This window comes from Arthrobacter agilis, from assembly GCF_002953615.1.
Classification (GTDB): domain Bacteria; phylum Actinomycetota; class Actinomycetes; order Actinomycetales; family Micrococcaceae; genus Arthrobacter_D; species Arthrobacter_D agilis_B.
In genome coordinates, this window is sequence record NZ_CP024915.1 from 1,643,853 (window position 1) to 1,646,405 (window position 2,553).

Here is a 2,553-nt window from a genome sequence, read left to right on the forward strand (position 1 = left end):
CCCCGCCCTGCTCGCCGTAGAAGGGCTGGTGCCCGGCATAGGCGGGGTGGGAGACCGACGGATCCTGGGCGGATCCGTGGTGCTGCCGATCGGACTGCCGGCCGTCCTGGTCCGCCGGCCGGCCGTCCCGCTGATCGGCTGACTGCCGGTTGTCCCGACCCGTCCCCCACGACGGCGGGTTCTGGGGCTGCGGAGGGAGCGGGCGTTCGGCGTCGCCCTGGAAGCCTGGCTGCTCGTTCATGGGAGGTCCTTTCGTTGCTGTTGACCACATCATGGCAACCTTCGCTGAGCCTCAAGCATGCATTCGCTGTGCGGTTTCTGAGAAGTTGCTGGAGCTGGGACGGTCGCCCCGGACGGGAGGTCCGGGCGTTCCCAGTATCCTCCGCCCTGCCCCCGTCCGATCCGGGGCCCCTTTCGCTAGGGGCATAGATGTGGTGGTGGACGCTCCCGGACCCCAACCATAGAATCGGGAGGACAGGGAGCCTCCGGCGTCCGCCGACCCCAGTCCTGGGACCGGTCGGGTCCGGGGGACATGCTGAAGGGTCGGAAATGCGAATGATGAGCAGGCGCACCCGCGTCTCTGCTGTCCTGGGCGCCGTCGTGGCGATTCCGTTGTTGTCGAGCACCGCGGCTCTGGCCGACGAACCGGTCACCTTCCCCTCCGGTGACTACGTCACCGACACCGCAGGGGTCCTCACTCCCGAGGAGGAGAGCCGGCTCGAGGCCGCGATCGAGGACCTGCGCTCGCAGGAGGGATTCACCGTACGGGTCGCCTACGTCGACACGTTCGAGAATCCGGCCGGAGCCGAGCAGTGGGCGTCCGCCACCGCCGGCCTCAACGCGTCGAGCGCCGACGAGGCGGTCCTCGCCGTCGGCGTGGAGCAGGGCGAGGCGGGGTACGCGCCGGGCAACCGATCGGAGATCGGCGGACAGGGCCAGGCGCTCTACGACGAGTACATCCAGCCCGAACTGCGCGCCGGCAACTTCGCCGAGGCCGGCCTCGCCGCCGTCGAGGGCACGGAGGATGCCCTGACGGGGACCGGTAACGGCGGAGCGGGAGGGACCACGACCGGCGGAACCACGACCGGCGGCAGCGCCCTCGGTGGACTGGCCCTCGTCGGCGGACTCGTCGCCGTCGCGGGCGCGGGAGGGTACCTGCTGCTCAAGAACCGCGGCGGTGGCAGTGCTCAGCGCAAACGCGAGGAATACGGCTACGGGCCCGTGCCCTCCGCCGAGGGCGAGGTGGTCGACCCGCTCGCCTCGTTGAGCGTCGAGGACCTGCGCAAGCGCGCCGGCAGCCTGCTCGTGGCGGCCGACGACGCCATCAAGTCCAGCGAGCAGGAACTGGGCTTCGCCGAAGCCCAGTACGGCAGCGAGGCCATCACCACGTTCTCGCAGGACATCGCCGCCGCCAAGCAGCACATGGGTGAATCGTTCAAGCTGCAGCAGCAGCTCGACGACCACATCCCGGACACGGAGCAGCAGCAGCGCCAGTGGCTCGGGGAGATCATCCGCCGCTGCGAGGACGTGAATGCCTCGCTGCAGGCGCACAAGGAGGACTTCGACGCCCTGCGTGAGCTCGAGCGCAACGCCCCCGAGGCGCTCCGCAGGGCGCAGTCCGCCGCGGCGGATGCGGGCCGCCGGTTCGAGGCGGCCGAGCAGTCCCTCCGGTCACTGCAGGGCCGCTACCTGGAGACGGCGACCTCCCAGGTCGCCGACAACATCGAGCAGGCTCGGGAGCGCCTCTCCTTCGTCGAGAGCGCCGCCTCCGAAGCGCAGTCGCGCATGGCCGCCGGTGACACCGGACGGACCGTCGTCGCGGTGCGTGCAGCCGAGGAGGCGGTCCACCAGAGCACCGTCCTCCTCGATGCCATCGACAAGCGGGCCGACGAACTGGCCGGGGCCGAGCGCGAGCTCGAACGTGCGCTCCCCGAGGCGGAGCAGGACCTCGCGCAGGCGGCGGCGATGGACCGCGCCGGCCAGTACCGCGACCTCGCCGGTCCCGTCGCCGCCCTCCAGGCCGCCGTCACGACCGTCCGGCAGGAGCGCCAGAACGCGCGCAGCAATCCGCTCGCCCTGCTGCAGCGCCTCGAAGCCGCGCACGCCCAGCTCGATGCAGCCCTCGGCGGCGTCCGCGACCAGGCCGAGAACTCCCGTCGCGCCCAGGACTCGCTGCAGCACGCGATCATCGCCGCGCAGTCGAGCATCTCGGGCACGGCCGACTACATCCGGGCGCGGCGCGGCGGCGTCGGCAGTGAGGCGCGTACGCGTCTCGCCGAGGCGGAACGCAACCTCGACCACGCCGTCGACCTCCAGCGATCCGATCCCGTGACCGCGCTCTCCCACGCCCAGCAGGCAGCTCTGCTCGCCGACCACGCCGCGCAGCTCGCGGAACAGGACGTCGAGGGCTTCGGCCGCGGTGGGATGGGGATGGGCGGCATGTACGGGAGACGGGGCGGCGACGGCATGGGCGGGGCCCTGCTCGGCGGCATCCTGCTCGGGTCCATCCTCAACGGCGGCGGCTTCGGCGGTGGGTTCGGTGGCGGTTACGGC

Annotated in this window: 2 protein-coding genes; one reads left to right on the forward strand and one right to left on the reverse strand. The window is 71.7% G+C overall.

The features are described from left to right. Positions 1–241, reverse strand: a 241-nt coding sequence (locus tag CVO76_RS07865) for a hypothetical protein (RefSeq protein WP_208741572.1), incomplete at its 3' end; no start/stop codon positions are given. Between the two features lie 317 nt (positions 242–558). Here CVO76_RS07865 and CVO76_RS17510 point away from each other — a divergent pair. Then, a partial coding sequence (locus CVO76_RS17510) for a TPM domain-containing protein (protein ID WP_279628606.1) occupies positions 559–2,553 on the forward strand: 1,995 nt, incomplete at its 3' end.